Genomic DNA, 14,123 nt, shown 5'->3' on the forward strand with positions numbered 1-14,123 from the left:
GCTGGATGGTACGCAAAAAGGCGCCCCTTGCGGGACGCCTTTTATAGCAGTTATGCGCTTGTTAACGCGGAAGCAAATCCAGCGATTAGGTGCGCGGCACCTCAACCATCTCGTAGACCTCGATGATGTCATCGACCTGGATGTCCGGGTAGGACAGCACCATACCGCACTCGTAACCAGCTGCGACCTCGGTGGCATCGTCCTTCTCACGCTTCAGCGACTCAATAGTCGCCGAGTCGGTGATGACATTGCCGTCACGCACCAGGCGAGCCTTGGCGTTACGGCGAACCTTGCCGGACTCGACCATACAACCAGCGATGAGGCCGACTGCAGAGGACTTGAAGATGGCGCGGATCTCTGCGCGACCCAGCTCCTTCTCCTCGTAGACCGGCTTGAGCATGCCCTTCAGAGCAGCCTCAACGTCCTCGATAGCGCGGTAAATCACCGTGTAGTAGCGGATGTCAACGCCTTCAGCGTTGGCAACCTCGGTGGCCTTGCCCTCGGAGCGAACGTTGAAGCCGATGATGACGGCGTCAGACGCAGCAGCCAGCGAGACGTTCGTCTGCGTGACAGCACCGACACCGCGGTCGATGATGTTCAGCGCAACCTCGTCGTCGACCTCGATCTTGAGCAGGGCTTCTTCCAGTGCCTCGACGGTACCGGCGTTGTCGCCCTTCAGGATCAGGTTGAGGGTGTTGGTCTCCTTCAGAATCTCGTCCAGGTTCTCCAGGGAGACGCGCTTACGACGACGTGCCTGCATAGCGTTGCGACGACGTGCGTCACGACGGTCCGCAATCTGGCGAGCCGTGCGGTCCTCGTCGACCACCAGGAGGTTGTCACCTGCACCCGGAACCGAGGTCAGGCCGAGCACCTGAACCGGACGGGACGGACCGGCTTCCTCAACATCCTGACCGTACTCGTCGACCATGCGGCGAACGCGACCGTAGGCATCGCCAACGACGATGGAGTCACCGACGCGCAATGTACCGCGCTGGACAATGACGGTGGCAACCGGGCCACGGCCGCGGTCGAGGTGAGCCTCAATGGCAACACCCTGAGCGTCCATATCCGGGTTGGCGCGCAGATCCAGCGAAGCGTCTGCAGTCAGCAGCACTGCCTCCAGCAGCTGGTCGATGTTGGTTCCCTGCTTAGCGGAGATGTCGACGAACATGGTGTCGCCGCCCCACTCTTCGTCAGTGAGACCGTACTCAGTCAGCTGACCACGAATCTTCTGCGGATCCGCAGCTTCCTTATCAATCTTGTTGACTGCAACCACGATCGGCACATCAGCGGCCTTCGCATGGTTGATTGCCTCAACCGTCTGCGGCATGACGCCGTCATCAGCTGCGACAACCAGGATGGCGATATCCGTGGACTTTGCACCACGAGCACGCATAGCGGTAAAGGCCTCGTGACCCGGAGTATCCAGGAAGGTCACCTTGCGCTTCTCACCATCGAGCTCCACCGGCACCTGGTATGCACCAATGTGCTGAGTGATGCCGCCGGACTCGTGACCACCGACATTCGCCTTACGGATGGTATCCAGCAGGCGGGTCTTACCGTGGTCGACGTGGCCCATGACGGTAACCACCGGCGGACGCTGCTGCAGGTCTTCGTCGTCGCCTTCGTCCTCGCCGAACTGCAGGTCGAAGGACTCGAGCAGCTCACGGTCCTCGTCCTCTGGGGAGACAACCTGAACCTTGTAGTCCATCTCGTCGCCCAGCAGCTGCAGGGTTTCATCGGAGACAGACGCAGTTGCAGTCACCATTTCGCCGAGGTTGAACAGTGCCTGGACCAGCGATGCTGCGTCGGCATTGATCTTCTCAGCGAAGTCAGACAGAGATGCACCGCGCGCGAGGCGAATGGTCTTGCCCTTACCGTTAGGCAGCTTGACGCCGCCGACAACGGATGGGGCCTGCATTGCCTCGTACTCGTGCCGCTTCTGGCGCTTCGACTTACGTCCGCGACGCGGGGCGCCTCCTGGCCGCCCGAATGCACCTGCAGTTCCACCGCGGCGGCCACCACGACCACCACGCGGGCCGCCACCTGGACCGCCCGGCCCACGGCCGCGACCACCGAAGCCGCCACCGCCACCGCGGTGAGCCTTTGCCGGCATCTGCCCCGGGTTCGGGTGCGACGGCATCATTGCCGGGGTCGGACGATTGCCACTCGGCTTATTGCCGCGGCCCTGTCCGCCCTGTGGGCGAGAACCACCCTGGCGTGCGCCTGGCTTCGGTCCCGGACGGCCGTGGCCGCCCTGTGGGCGCGGTCCGCCCTGGCGTCCGCCCGGCTTCGGGCCTGGACGACCCTGCGGACGCGGCATATTCGATGGCCGCGGAGCCGGGCGAGAGGACCCACCAGTGGAAAATGGGTTGTTTGCTACACGCGGAGCACGTGCGCCTGGCTTCGGACCCGGCTTCGGGCCAGCCGGCTTCTGCGGGCGTGGCATTTCCTGACCCGGTTTGGGGGCCGGGGACTTTGCTGCTGGCTTGGCTGCCGGCTTGGGCTGTGCACCCGGCTTGGGCGCCGGCCCCGGTGTCGGGGTTGCCTTAGCAGCCGGCTTAGCACCTGGCTTTGCGGCAGGCTTTGCACCTGGCTTAGCAGCCGACGGGGCGGCAGACTTTGCACCTGGCTTTGCCGCAGGCTTAGCAGCCGACGGGGCGGCAGGCTTTGCACCTGGCTTCGCTGCCGGCTTAGCGGAAGTCTTTGCAGCAGGCTTGGCGCCTGGCTTTGCGGCAGGCTTGGCCGCAGCTGCCTCACTGGAGGCGTCTGCAGCGCCGCCACCTGCGGCTGCATTCTTCTCTTCGTAGACCTTCTTCATCTTGCGAACGACCGGGGGTTCCACGGTCGACGATGCGGTCTTGACAAACTCGCCCTGAGCCTTCAGCTCGGCGAGTAGTTCTTTGCTGGTGACCCCGAGCTGCTTTGCGAGCTCATGGACACGTAGCTTTCCGGACACTGCTCTCCTCACTAGTGGGGGCCGAGCAGCGCCCGGTGACGGATTGGTCCGCGCACCGAGAGCGCCTGCTGGGCTCCCTCTTTACGTATTGCCGTTCATCGCTGATGCTTCATCGTGTGCTCATCAGTGTTTAGGACTTTCTGTTCTCATTTTTCCTGCCTCCCTGCTTATCGAAATCCACAGCAGCCGAGGAATCAGGCGATTCCGTGGCATAGTGTGTCGCGATAAACTGTTTAACCGGAAACGCGTCCACCTGCGTAGACACCTTCAGTGCGCGGCCAAATGCTCGGCGCCGATTTGCTGTTTCCCAGGCATCCAGTGTCGGCGTAATCCATGCGCCTCGGCCCTGCATCTTCCGATACGGGTCTGGCACTACGGCAACCGATCCATCTGGGCGGGTAGTTGCGACAATGCGCAGCAGCTGCGAACGATCTCGGCGCTGCTTGGTTGCGATACAAGTACGCGTGGGTGCATGAGTAGCCGAATTCGGGTTTAAAACCCGCGATGTCGTCATACTCTCGACGCACCCACCTTTCTGCGTTGTATCTCGGCGTGAAAAATCGCATAGAAAACCACGCCATGTCGTTTGGCCACCTCTAAGCATAACCCGAAAAGGCGGAAAAGTGCCAACCTCCAGGCAACTTCTCCGCCCTGACAGCAACTTCGCTACTGCGAAACCGGGGATTACTCCGCGTCCGAGTGAATATCGATACGCCAGCCGGTCAGCCGAGCGGCCAGACGCGCGTTCTGACCTTCCTTACCGATTGCCAGCGACAGCTGGTAATCCGGAACAACGACATGCGCGCGTCGCTCTTCCATATCGATAATCTTGACGCTAACCACCTTGGCCGGAGCCAAGGAATTACCAACGAACTTCGCCGGGTCTTCGTCGTAGTCGATGATGTCAATCTTTTCGCCCTTGAGCTCGTTCATAATCGAGCTCACACGCTGACCACGCGGGCCAATGCATGCACCCTTGGCGTTGAGACCCTTGACGGTTGGACGCACAGCGACCTTGGTCCGGTGACCTGCCTCGCGGGCAATCGAAATCAGCTCAACTGCACCGTCTGCGACCTCCGGCACCTCCAGCTCAAAGAGCTTGCGAATCAGCTCTGGGTGCGTACGCGAAAGGTGAATTGCCACACCACGCGGAGTCTTATTCACGCCGACGACGTAGCACTTAATGCGGTCACCGTGCTTGAGTTCTTCGCCCGGCAGTTGTTCAGCCGGCATGAGGATGCCGTCACGGCCATTGGCCTCAGAGCCGATGTGTACGACAACGATGCCCTTTTCATTGGCATAGACATCCCGCTGGACGACGCCGGAGATGACCTGGTTAGACAAATCACCGTACTCGTCGAGAACCTTGTCGCTTTCCGCATCGCGCAGACGCGACAGGATAGTCTGGCGCACTGCGTAGGCAGCGGTTCGCTCAAAGTCCTCTGGGGTGTCGTCCCACTCGGAGATGAGGTTGCCCTCGTCATCGCGTTCCTGGGCAAAGACTATGACGTCACCGGTCTCACGATCGATTTCGACGCGTGCGTAGCGCGCCGGCGCAGTGGTATCGCGGTAGCTCTCGCGCAATGCGCGGGCGACCAGTCCCAGCATTTCGTCGACGGGAATGCCCTTTTCCTTTTCCAAGGTACGAAGGGCGGCTAGTTCAATCTTCACTTGTTATCCTCCAGCCTGGTCAAGGCATCGTCATAGTCTAGACCCGCAAATTCCGTTTCAGCTGCGGGTGGATTAGAGAATTCAACTTGTACCACTGCACGTGCGACATCGGTTAATTGGACACTTTGCCCGACAGCCTTCAAACGGCCCTTTGGCCCCTTTGAGGTGACCAGAATCACCGAATCTCCATCTGGCGACAGCGCGCCAATGCGGGCTGCCAGCGACGTTCCGTCGGCAAGCGAAATCTCTGCGATGCGCCCACGGTTGCGGAGCCAATGGCGTGGCTGCGTCAGTGGGGCGTCGATTCCTGGCGTGGAGACTTCCAGCGTGTAGCCCTGTGTGCCGAAGTCGGCGTCACCGCGCGCCTCGGCGGCGTCTAGAGCTGCGGAGACCTCGTGGGTCGCCTGCTCTAGAACGTCCAGGTCAGGACGCTCATCCGCGTCAACCTGCACAATGATTTGGGACTTGGCCCCAGCGCGAATGACCTTGACGTTTTCCACATCAAGACCGATCTCCGTGAGCACGGGAGACACAAACTCTTCAATTTTCTCGGGTGCGGGTATCGCCATAACCACAGAGTGTACAGGTCACGAATCCTTAAGCGTGCAGGTGGGGCCGTTTCCTAGCACCACATTGACACAAAGTTCGCGCGGCCGTGGCACCATAGTGAGGTGATTGATCAGTCCTCCTCCCCCGCTTTTGGTTCCGCGTCAACCACTTCGCGCGCCGTCTCCCGCCGCGGTTTTCTCGGCGCGGCACTCGCGATGGGTACGCTGCCAGCGCTTGCCGCATGCTCGAATCTGGTGGCGCCACGGCCTGATTACGGCGTGGAGGTCCTCAGTGCCCTCGCATCGCGCGATGCCAAGGTGCTTAACGACGCCGACGCGAACCTCGCAGCGCTGCGTCAAGCGCAGCTGACTGCACTGAACGAGGAAATCACGCGTGCCTGCGGTACTCGTAAAGATGGCAAACCAGTTGAAGAATGTGGCACTGATCGGGCCATTGATGTGCCTCTGCCCCCGAACGCCACACCTAAGGATGTGCTGATGGACGCACGGTCCAATGTGGCGCTAACTGACTGCCTGGAAAATCGCAATACGCTGCGCGCGGACCACACTGCTCGCTTGGCGACGGCGGTTGACGGCGGACTGGTCTTGGGCCTTCGTGCGGCAGGTGCGGACTGGGAGGAGTTAATCCCGCCCGTCCCCGTAGGCGATGGACTCACCGCGGACGCGGAGGAACAGCTGACCACCGCGTTGAAAGCCGAGTACATGCTGATTTACGGCGTTGGTGTGGCGGCGCCTGCGACTACTGCCGATGCCACGTCCGCACTGATGGCTCGCGGTGATCGCCACCGCATGCTGCGCGACCGTGCCCGCACCGTGCTGGAGGCCAGCGGCGCAGAAGTGCCCGAGGGGGCTGCTGGCTATATGCCTAAGGATGTGCCATCACCACAGCAAAAGCCGGTGGAATACATCACTGCCCTGGAGCGCTACTGCGCGCAGGCCTGGGAGGATGTGTTCAAGGCGGCCAAGAATGGTTCAATGCGCCTGTTCGCGCTCCAGGCCGCTGGGGTGGCTGCCGGTGGTGCGGCAGCGATGGCCGGAAATGACCTAGAGCCCCTACCGGGGCTCTGAGTTAAATCTGACCAATTAGGCCTGCCGGGTCAGCTCGATTAACTGCTCGGTAATCGAGTCAGCAGCCACGTCCATAGTCTCTCCGCTGAGTCGGTTGCGCAGCTCCACCTTGCCGTCGGCGTAGCCGCGGCCAAAGATGACCACAAACGGCATGCCCAGCAGCTCAGCGTCCTTGAACTTCACGCCCGGGCTGACCTTCGGACGATCATCGAAGATGACCTCAATGCCGGAAGCGTCCAAATCCTCTGCCAGCTTCTCAGCGGCAGCGGCGGCGTCGGCATTCTTCCCGGCCACAGCAATGTGGACCTTGTACGGTGCAACCGAGACTGGCCACTTCAGCCCCTTTTCATCAAGCTGCTGCTCAGCGAGCACAGCCACCAGGCGGGAGACGCCAATGCCGTAGGAGCCCATGGTCGGACGAGCACGCTTGCCGTTGACGTCGAGGATGTCGATTTCAAAGGCGTTGGTGTACTTGCGGCCCAGCTGGAAGATGTGACCGATCTCGATACCGCGCTCAATCTTCAGCGTGCCGTGGCCTGCCGGAGCTGGGTCACCATCGCGAACCTCTGCGACATCGCAGATGCCCTCAATGGCAAAGTCACGGCCAGCGACCGCACCGACGATGTGCTTGCCGGATTCATTGGCACCGATGATCCATGACGTGCCCTCTGCGACACGCGGGTCCGCGAGAACCTTCACACCGTGGTCTGCCAGGCCCTTCGGGCCCACGTAGCCCTTGATCAGGAAGTCGTTGGCAGCGAAGTCCTTGTCTTCCAGCAGGCGCACCTCGCCCGGTTCGAAGGCAACTTCCAGGCGCTTGTCGTCGACCTCGCGGTCACCCGGAATCAAAATAGCGGTCAGCTGCTCCGGCAGTGCATTGCCCTCCTTGTCAACCTTTTTCGGGTCAACAGCGACGAGGATGCACTTCAGGGTATCGGCAGCGGTGATGTCGCGGCCCAGGTTGCCAGCAGTATTTGCCCAGTCCACCAATGCGGAAATGGTGGTGCAGTCCGGAGTCTCACGGACCTCTGCCGCCGGCTGGCCCGAAATCGGCTGCGGCTCGGCCGCTGGAATATCCACGGCCTCAACATTTGCGGCGTACTGACCATCGGAGGAGACCACGAAGGAGTCCTCACCATTGGCGCTGACAGCCAAGAACTCCTCGGAGGCCGAGCCACCCATCGCACCGGAGGTTGCGTGGCAAATCTCGTACTTAATGCCGAGACGGTCAAAAATGCGCTGGTAGGCGCCACGGTGCTTGAGGTAGGACTGCTCCAGTCCCTCATCATCCATGTCGAAGGAGTAGGAGTCCTTCATTACGAACTCACGGCCGCGCAGAATACCGGCACGCGGACGTGCCTCATCGCGGTACTTGGTCTGGATCTGAAACAGCGTCGTCGGGAAGTCCTTGTATGAGCTAAACAGGTCCTTGACGGCCAGCGCGAACATCTCTTCATGCGTCGGGCCGAGCAGGTAGTCCGCGCCCTTGCGGTCCTTCAGACGGAACAGCTCCGGGCCGTACTCGGTCCAGCGGTTTGTGGCCTCATACGGCTCACGTGGCAAAAGTGCCGGGAATGCCAATTCCTGTGCGCCAATGGCTTCCATCTCTTCGCGCACAACCTTTTCCACGTTGCGCAGAGCCTTCAAGCCCAGGGGCAGCCAGGAGTACACGCCGGGAGCAGTTCGCCGGATGTAGCCGGCACGGACGAGCAGCTTGTGGCTAGGGACCTCGGCGTCAGCGGGATCCTCGCGCAGGGTGCGCAGGAACAACTGGGACATTCGCGTAATCATGAGTGATGATTTTACCCGCCGACAATTCTTTGCAACATGTGGGGCATTACTATGGTGCCCATGCTCGTTGTCCTACCCCCATCTGAGACCAAAGCCCGAGGTGGCAGCCATTCCAAACTCAATTTTTCCACCTTGAGTTTCGATTCACTCACCCCAATTCGCAGGCACATCGCATCGGACTTGGTAGCACTGAGTGCCGACCCCGCGCTCGCAATGGAAACACTGAAATTGGGGCCTCGGTTGGCAGATGAGGTCACCGCCAACGCAGAGCTCATGGCCTCCCCCACGATGCCCGCGCTCGAGCGTTACACCGGCGTGCTCTACGACGCGCTCTCCCCCGCGGATCTCCCCGCCACCGGCCGCGCGCGGCTCGCCATCGGGTCTGCCCTTTTCGGTGTCATCGGCGGTGAGGACCTCATCCCGCACTATCGGCTCTCCGGCACGGTCAAGCTCCCCTACGCTGATCAGCCAGGTACGCCTGCACCGACAATGAAACGTCGCTGGGGCACAGCGATTACCGAGGCACTTGAGCAGGTGGATTTCCTCATCGATCTACGCTCAGGCACCTACGCCAACCTCGGCAAAGTCAAAAATGCGACGACCATGACTGTGCTCACCGCCGATGACAAGGTGGTCAGTCACTTCAACAAGCACTACAAGGGCCTGTTCGCGCGCACGATTGCGCTCGCTGACGAAGCCCCGGCCACCCCGGATGATGCCGTCGATATCGCACGCGCTGCTGTTCACGATGTCACGCTTGACGACGGCACCCTCATCTTCCGCGTCCCGGAAAATTAAACGTCGTCGTTATAGCGCTTCCGGCCTGCAATAACAGCGGCAATCAGCGCCACGACAGCGATAATGATGCTGTCGTAGCTGGAGCCGCTGCCGTCAACCATGACTAAGCGAAGCAGCAGCATTGCGCCTAAGTAGAACACCAGGAAGGCCGCCGCACCGAACCAGATGGCGCTGCGCAACTGTTCGTCGGCAAGCAAGCGCGTAAAAAGCCCTGCCCTCTTGTTCTGCTTGTTCGGTTTATTCTGCTTCGTCATTGCTCGCATCCAAACCAGCGACCTCGCCGATAATGATGACGGCCGGGGGCTTGATGCCCGCCTCCACAATTTGCTCGCCGAGCTCGCCCAGTGTGCAGCGCAGGGAGCGCTCATTCGGCATCGTGCCGTCCTGAATGACAGCAGCCGGTGTTTTCGGACTACGACCGGCCTTCATCAGGGCTTCAGCGATCTTCGGACCGTTCTTCACGCCCATGATGATGACGATGGTGCCGTGCATGCGCCCCAGCGCATCCCAGTTGACCAGCGAGGTCTTATGCCCTGGAGGAACATGGCCAGAAACCACGGTGAACTCGTGGTTGATGCCGCGCATGGTCACCGGAATGCCGATTGAGCTCGGTACTGCCAGTGCGGAGGAAATACCCGGCACGACGCGCACGGGTACACCGGCCTTCTGCAGTTCCTTCAGCTCTTCAAAGCCACGGCCGAAGATGTATGGGTCACCGCCCTTGAGTCGCACAACGAAGTAGCCTTCACGAGCGCGGTGGACCAGCAGCTCATTGATGCGCTCCTGCGCCATGGCGCGGCCATAGGGCAGCTTGCCTGCATCAATAATCTCGACATCGGGTTCCAACTCACCGAGTAGCGACAGCGGCCCCAAGTGGTCGGCCACGACGACGTCGGCAAGCCGAAGGAGCCTGCGGCCTTCGACGGTAATCAATCCAGGATCGCCCGGGCCACCGCCGACGAGCGCGACCTGACCTGCCAAATCACCTGCGCGGGACGCGCGGCGTCCCGTCAGCGCGACTGGAGTCAGTGGCCGTGCGGAACCGGTTTCATCGTCGACCAGAATGCCGCGGCGATGCCCCTCCCGAGTAACTTCGCGCAGCAGGTTCTCATCGCAGCACACCATCAGGGCCTTGCCCCAGCTCATTGCCTCGGTAAAACCAGTGCGAGACAGTGAAATACGGCCATCTGCGGCCCAGGCTTCAATAGCGGTGGTTACTTCTCCGCCTTCACACACGGTGACGTCGGCGCCAGAGTCCAATAACCGAGGAATCACGCGCTCTGCAGCCGTGGAACCGCCAATCACCAACACACCGTAGTCTTTGAGAAGCAAACTCATGGCTATTACTTTACCTGGCGCACGCGCGGACAAAACTACCGACGGTAGCTGGCGCACCCACAGGGTGAACGTGCAGGTAACCAGCGTGAATTCGTCCTGACTCGGAAATGAAACCGTCGTGAACAGTCTCGCCGTGGTAGCCGCGCCACGCCCAGGCTGGCCGCCAGCCCGCTGCTTCTGCGGCCGCTGCGGTGTCTTTCGACAGCGCGGTCTTGTGGAACTCATGGCCACGAACCCTGGTGCCGGCGGGACACAAGGCCGAATCCGTCAACGACACTGCCTCGCGATAGCCGAGTTTCAGCCGTGCCATAAATGCGCGGCCCGGAATGACACCACACATGCGGCGACCGCCCAAGTCCTCCAGTAGCCACAGCAAACCTGCGCATTCGCCGTGGACTAGAGCCCCGTCATCGATAGCGCGGACAAGATCGCGACGAATATCATCGCGCAGTGACAGAGCTTCTGCGTGCTCCTCTGGAAAGCCGCCGGGGACAATGTAGCCATCGGCGGCGGGCAGGTCATCGACCAGCGGATCGAAATCCACAACCTCGGCACCGGCGGCGCGCAGCAGCTCGCGGTGCTCGGCATAGGTAAAGGAAAACGCAGGGCCAGCCGCAACTGCCACGCGCATGCGGCGCTTGTTTGGAAGTGGCTGAACCTTCCTCGAAGGATCCCAGGGCTCAGCGGGATACGGCATACTGGCCAGGCCTTGCAGCCGCTCGATATCGATAAAGCGCTCCACCAAGTTGGCCATCGATTCAATGACGGCCTCCAGCTGTTCGCCCTGCTCAACTGCGGTGACCAACCCCAGATGCCTACTGGGCACCTCGATATCGGTCACACGCGGGATAGCGCCGAGTACCTCAATTCCCATTGCCTCGACAGCGCGAGTGATGATGTCAGCATGTCGCTGGCTTCCCACCTGGTTAATAATGACACCGCTGACGCGCACATCGGTACGCAGAGTGGAAAAACCATGCACGACTGCGGCTGCCGATTGCGACATGTGCCGTGCGTCGACAACTAGAACGACCGGCAGGCCCAGGAGCGAAGCAATCTCCGCAGTGGATCCCTCGATGGACAGTGGGTCGTGCCCAATGCGGCCGTCGAAAAGCCCCATGACCCCCTCGATGACCGCGATATCGCAGCCGTCGGAGCCATGCGCATACAGCGGACCGATAGTCTCTGGCGCGCACATGAACGAATCCAGGTTACGGCCCGGCCGCCCTGCCGCGACACCGTGGTAGCCAGGGTCGATGTAGTCAGGGCCAACCTTAAACGGCGCGACCTGGTGATTGCGTGACAACGCCCGCATCAAACCAGTGGAGATGGTGGTCTTTCCCGTCCCCGAGGCCGTCGCCGCGATGACAATTCCAGGAGCTACCACTCGATGCCCTTCTGCCCCTTGCGCCCGACATCCATCGGATGCTTGATTTTGGTCATCTCGGTGACAAGGTCAGCGACCTCAAGGAGCTTCGGATCCGCATCGCGGCCGGTCATCACCACATGCTGGCGGCCTGGGCGGTTACGCAGCGTTTCCACCACATCGTCGACATCAATCCAGCCCCATTTGATGGGATAGGTGAACTCATCGAGGACGTAGAAGTCGTGCTCTTCATTCAAGAGGCGACGCTTAATCTCCTGCCAGCCCTCCGCCGCTGCCTGGGCGTGGTCCTCCTCGGTGCCCTTCTTGCGCGACCAGGACCAGCCCTCGCCCATCTTGTGCCATTCGACCGGGCCGCCCTCGCCCGTGTCGTCGTGAAGCGCGCCGAGCCGACGCATGACAGCTTCCTCGCCGACCTTCCACTTGGCAGACTTAACGAATTGGAACACGCCGATATTCATGCCTTGATTCCACGCGCGCATCGCCATGCCGAACGCCGCCGTGGACTTGCCCTTGCCGGGGCCAGTGTGCACGGCAGTGATCGGAATCATGCGACGCTGCCTCGTGGTCAGCCCGTCGTCGGGAATAGATTTGGGGTCAAGCTTTCCTTGTGCCATGGCTATGATGATATGCACGAACGACACCGGCAACGGATTCAGCACTCAGTTCGGTGAGGTTGACGCAGGTCGCGCCCATTTCCGCCGCAATTTCCTGCGCTAGTCCGAGGCGCACCCGGGAGCGCTCGCAGTCGATGACAACGGATGCCGCCAACGCTTGACGACGAATCGTTGCGGCCGCCGCCCGCGCCTGCCGCAGGCCATCCTGGCCGGTGGCGCGGCCGTCAGAGAGCAGCACCATGATTGCGCGCCTCGATGGCTCCTTGCGAGCCTCCCGCGCCACCAGATCATGAGCGGTGATGAGACCCTGGGCAAGTGGAGTTCGGCCGCCGGTGCGGACATCTGCAAGCCTGCGCACTGCCGCATCAATCGACTTCGTCGGCGGCAACAGCACCTCTGCGCCACCGCCGCGGAAGGCTACAACGGCAACCTTGTCACGGTTCTGATAGGCGTCGCGCAGTAGCGAGGTCACGGCCCCGGTGACTGCGGCCAGGCGGTCGCGGGCCGCCATCGAGCCTGAAGCATCGACCACAAAGACCACGAGATCGGATTCAGTGCCCTGCCGAATCGCACCGTGAATGTCCGTAGGAATAAGCGGCAAAACCTGCGCATCGGTTGCTGTCTGATCAATACGGGCACCGCGGTTGGCGGCTGCCAGCACGGTTGCCGGCACGTGGACTCCGTGTCCGCCGCGTTTGGCGCCAATGGTGCTGCCGCGCGGGCCGATAGCCTTGGACCTCCTGCCGGCCGAACCGTGGCCGACCCCGTCGATGCTGATCTTACGAACGGCGAAAGGGGGCGCCAGCGTTGGCGCGACCTGCCTTTCCGCCAGCAGCAGGCTGATTCTCGGGCTGCTCTGGCTGGGCATCTTGTTCTGTCTGGCCTATCGAATCCGCATCATCCGGCTCTTCGATGGGTTCCTCCGGAAACTCCTCCTGTGCCTGATCTAAGGCATCGTCCAGCTGATCTTGGTCCAGACCGGGCTCGTCAAAGGGATCGCGGCGACGGCGGTGCGGCAGTGCCATCTCGGCGGCTACCTTGATGTCTTCCTGGTCAATCCCAATAGGCTCACCAGGCTGCGCGGACTCATCTTCGGCCACCCGCCATGCGGCATGAGCGCGGGCAGTGCGCGCAATGACGATATCCGCACGCATACCGTCAACATCAAAAGCAGCGCAGACGCTGGCAATTTGCCCCAGGACGGTCGGGGTCAGGGCGACGTCGTCAAGCAGCGTGCGCGCCCGTTCGATGCGATCCTTGAGCGCGGCATCCGCGTCGGCGAAGCGCGTGACAAAGTCCTCAGGATTGGCGTCGAAATCCAGCCGACGGGAGACAATCTCCGCGCGTATCGACGGATCTTTCGAGGCGACCACGTCGATGGCGAGACCAAAGCGGTCAAGAAGCTGTGGGCGCAGTTCGCCCTCTTCGGGGTTCATGGTGCCCACCAGCACGAAGCGTGATGTAGCCGAATGAGAGATGCCATCGCGCTCGACGACGACGCGACCAGTAGCTGCGGCGTCGAGCACGGAATCCACCAGGTGATCCGGCAGTAGGTTGATTTCGTCGACGTAGAGAATGCCACCATCAGCGGCGCTGAGCAGCCCAGGATTAAAGCGGGCATGACCGGTGGTCAGCACAGTTTCGACATCGATGGAACCGACGACGCGGTCCTCTGTCGCACCCAGCGGCAGATTGACCAGTAAGCCGCTGAGGAATGGCGCCAATGCGCGAACCGTCGTGGTCTTCGCAGTGCCCTTCTCACCGCGAATGACAACACCGCCAATCTCAGGCACGAGGGCGGTGAGAATCAACGCCAGCTGGAGCCGCTCTTGCCCCACGATTGCGGTAAACGGAAAAGTGGGTTCCACATTGCGAGGGCTTGTCGACGCGATTTTTTCCATAGATACAGTTCTACCCCACCGTGAGTG

The 14,123-nt window shown here is 61.4% G+C and carries 13 protein-coding genes; 2 read left to right on the forward strand and 11 right to left on the reverse strand.

The features are described from left to right. Positions 1 to 85: 85 nt before the first annotated feature. From infB to rimP, 4 genes are all read right to left on the reverse strand, one after another. Positions 86 to 2,959 (reverse strand): translation initiation factor IF-2, encoded by a 2,874-nt coding sequence (gene infB / locus Q4E11_RS01585; protein ID WP_303163030.1) that lies wholly within the window; start codon positions 2,957 to 2,959, stop codon positions 86 to 88. 130 nt (positions 2,960 to 3,089) lie between these two features. Then, positions 3,090 to 3,473, reverse strand: coding sequence for a YlxR family protein (locus Q4E11_RS01590; protein WP_303163032.1), 384 nt, complete (start codon positions 3,471 to 3,473; stop codon positions 3,090 to 3,092). Positions 3,474 to 3,643: 170 nt separating this feature from the next. Further along, a complete protein-coding gene (gene nusA / locus Q4E11_RS01595; RefSeq protein ID WP_303163034.1) occupies positions 3,644 to 4,630 on the reverse strand; it encodes a transcription termination factor NusA in 987 nt (328 codons plus the stop codon). Continuing rightward, positions 4,627 to 5,199, reverse strand: a complete 573-nt coding sequence (gene rimP, locus Q4E11_RS01600; protein ID WP_303163036.1) for a ribosome maturation factor RimP — start codon at positions 5,197 to 5,199, stop codon at positions 4,627 to 4,629. The genes nusA and rimP overlap by 4 nt, the downstream gene beginning before the upstream one ends. A 102-nt stretch (positions 5,200 to 5,301) precedes the next feature. On the opposite strand from rimP, the gene Q4E11_RS01605 reads away from it, so the two are divergent. Beyond that, on the forward strand, positions 5,302 to 6,267 hold the full coding sequence (locus Q4E11_RS01605) for a DUF4439 domain-containing protein (protein ID WP_303163039.1): 966 nt from the start codon (positions 5,302 to 5,304) through the stop codon (positions 6,265 to 6,267). 15 nt (positions 6,268 to 6,282) lie between these two features. Here the strand turns inward: Q4E11_RS01605 and Q4E11_RS01610 are convergent, their stop codons facing one another. Next, positions 6,283 to 8,058, reverse strand: a complete 1,776-nt coding sequence (locus Q4E11_RS01610; protein WP_303163041.1) for a proline--tRNA ligase — start codon at positions 8,056 to 8,058, stop codon at positions 6,283 to 6,285. A gap of 60 nt (positions 8,059 to 8,118) precedes the next feature. Here Q4E11_RS01610 and yaaA point away from each other — a divergent pair, with 60 nt between their 5' ends. Then, complete coding sequence (yaaA, locus tag Q4E11_RS01615; RefSeq protein WP_303163044.1) at positions 8,119 to 8,856, forward strand: YaaA family protein; 738 nt, start codon at positions 8,119 to 8,121, stop codon at positions 8,854 to 8,856. On the opposite strand, the gene Q4E11_RS01620 is transcribed toward yaaA, so the two are convergent. The 6 genes from Q4E11_RS01620 to Q4E11_RS01645 are packed head-to-tail and all read right to left on the reverse strand — an operon-like array spanning position 8,853 to position 14,096. After that, on the reverse strand, positions 8,853 to 9,110 hold the full coding sequence (locus tag Q4E11_RS01620) for a hypothetical protein (protein WP_303163046.1): 258 nt from the start codon (positions 9,108 to 9,110) through the stop codon (positions 8,853 to 8,855). The two genes, yaaA and Q4E11_RS01620, sit on opposite strands and share 4 nt — an antisense overlap. After that, positions 9,094 to 10,194 carry a uroporphyrinogen-III C-methyltransferase gene (gene cobA, locus Q4E11_RS01625; RefSeq protein ID WP_303163049.1) on the reverse strand — a complete coding sequence of 367 codons (1,101 nt, stop codon included), beginning with the start codon at positions 10,192 to 10,194 and terminating at the stop codon, positions 9,094 to 9,096. Before cobA ends, Q4E11_RS01620 begins: the two co-directional genes overlap by 17 nt. 10 nt (positions 10,195 to 10,204) lie before the next feature. Then, entirely contained in the window at positions 10,205 to 11,581 is a 1,377-nt protein-coding gene (locus tag Q4E11_RS01630; RefSeq protein WP_303163052.1) for a cobyrinate a,c-diamide synthase, read from the reverse strand. Beyond that, positions 11,575 to 12,195 carry a cob(I)yrinic acid a,c-diamide adenosyltransferase gene (gene cobO, locus Q4E11_RS01635; RefSeq protein ID WP_303163056.1) on the reverse strand — a complete coding sequence of 207 codons (621 nt, stop codon included), beginning with the start codon at positions 12,193 to 12,195 and terminating at the stop codon, positions 11,575 to 11,577. The genes Q4E11_RS01630 and cobO overlap by 7 nt, the downstream gene beginning before the upstream one ends. After that, positions 12,176 to 13,063: a VWA domain-containing protein gene (locus Q4E11_RS01640; RefSeq protein ID WP_368410390.1), complete on the reverse strand. Its 888-nt coding sequence runs from the start codon at positions 13,061 to 13,063 to the stop codon at positions 12,176 to 12,178. Before Q4E11_RS01640 ends, cobO begins: the two co-directional genes overlap by 20 nt. Next, entirely contained in the window at positions 12,975 to 14,096 is a 1,122-nt protein-coding gene (locus tag Q4E11_RS01645) for an ATP-binding protein (protein WP_303163058.1), read from the reverse strand. Before Q4E11_RS01645 ends, Q4E11_RS01640 begins: the two co-directional genes overlap by 89 nt. Between the last annotated feature and the right edge of the window lie 27 nt (positions 14,097 to 14,123).

Origin of the sequence: Corynebacterium sp. (assembly GCF_030532195.1) — a bacterium.
Lineage (GTDB): Bacteria > Actinomycetota > Actinomycetes > Mycobacteriales > Mycobacteriaceae > Corynebacterium.

Excerpts from the sequence above, each read along its gene's own strand:
- yaaA (WP_303163044.1), top strand. The coding sequence starts at position 8,119 with ATGCTCGTTGTCCTACCCCCATCTGAGACCAAAGCCCGAGGTGGCAGC.
- Q4E11_RS01620 (WP_303163046.1), bottom strand. The coding sequence starts at position 9,110 with ATGACGAAGCAGAATAAACCGAACAAGCAGAACAAGAGGGCAGGGCTT.
- Q4E11_RS01645 (WP_303163058.1), bottom strand. The coding sequence starts at position 14,096 with ATGGAAAAAATCGCGTCGACAAGCCCTCGCAATGTGGAACCCACTTTT.
- cobA (WP_303163049.1), bottom strand. The coding sequence starts at position 10,194 with ATGAGTTTGCTTCTCAAAGACTACGGTGTGTTGGTGATTGGCGGTTCC.
- Q4E11_RS01640 (WP_368410390.1), bottom strand. The coding sequence starts at position 13,063 with ATGCCCAGCCAGAGCAGCCCGAGAATCAGCCTGCTGCTGGCGGAAAGG.
- Q4E11_RS01610 (WP_303163041.1), bottom strand. The coding sequence starts at position 8,058 with ATGATTACGCGAATGTCCCAGTTGTTCCTGCGCACCCTGCGCGAGGAT.
- rimP (WP_303163036.1), bottom strand. The coding sequence starts at position 5,199 with ATGGCGATACCCGCACCCGAGAAAATTGAAGAGTTTGTGTCTCCCGTG.
- Q4E11_RS01590 (WP_303163032.1), bottom strand. The coding sequence starts at position 3,473 with ATGACGACATCGCGGGTTTTAAACCCGAATTCGGCTACTCATGCACCC.
- cobO (WP_303163056.1), bottom strand. The coding sequence starts at position 12,195 with ATGGCACAAGGAAAGCTTGACCCCAAATCTATTCCCGACGACGGGCTG.